Raw genomic sequence first — 397 nt, 5'->3', positions numbered from 1 at the left:
GTGCGCAGGCAAATCGCCGAACAGGTCGTAGAGTCTGCTCAGGAGCAGAACCACCTCATAGAATCAGTGAGGGGAGCCACGCTCATCAAGGTCCTCGGACTGGAGACCACACGAGATTCTCAGTGGCAGAACCTCCTCATCCGAGCGCTCAACGCAGGTCTGCTTGCCTCCAAATGGCAGTCGATCAACGCGGCGGTGCAGGTCGGCCTGCAGGGGCTGCAGGGGGTGATCATCCTGTACCTGGGCGCGAGGTCGGTACTGTCGGGATCCGGCCTCTCAATCGGGATGCTGGTCGCCTTTTTGGCGTATCGGCAGATATTCGCGGAGCGCGCAAACGCCCTCAACTTGCAACTGGTCCAGTTCCGGCTGCTGGACGTCCATCTCGAGCGTCTGAAGG

The 397-nt window shown here is 60.7% G+C and carries 1 protein-coding gene; it reads left to right on the top strand.

Translation table 11 applies throughout. The annotated features are described in order from the left end of the window. Nucleotides 1-66: 66 nt before the first annotated feature. On the top strand, nt 67-397 hold a 331-nt coding region (locus CBF90_RS16820), incomplete at its 3' end, for an ABC transporter transmembrane domain-containing protein (protein WP_197690611.1).

The sequence above is a fragment of the Microbacterium sp. AISO3 genome (assembly GCF_002204305.1).
GTDB classification, from domain to species: Bacteria; Actinomycetota; Actinomycetes; order Actinomycetales; family Microbacteriaceae; genus Microbacterium; species Microbacterium arborescens.
This window is presented reverse-complemented; position numbering and strand designations above follow the sequence as displayed.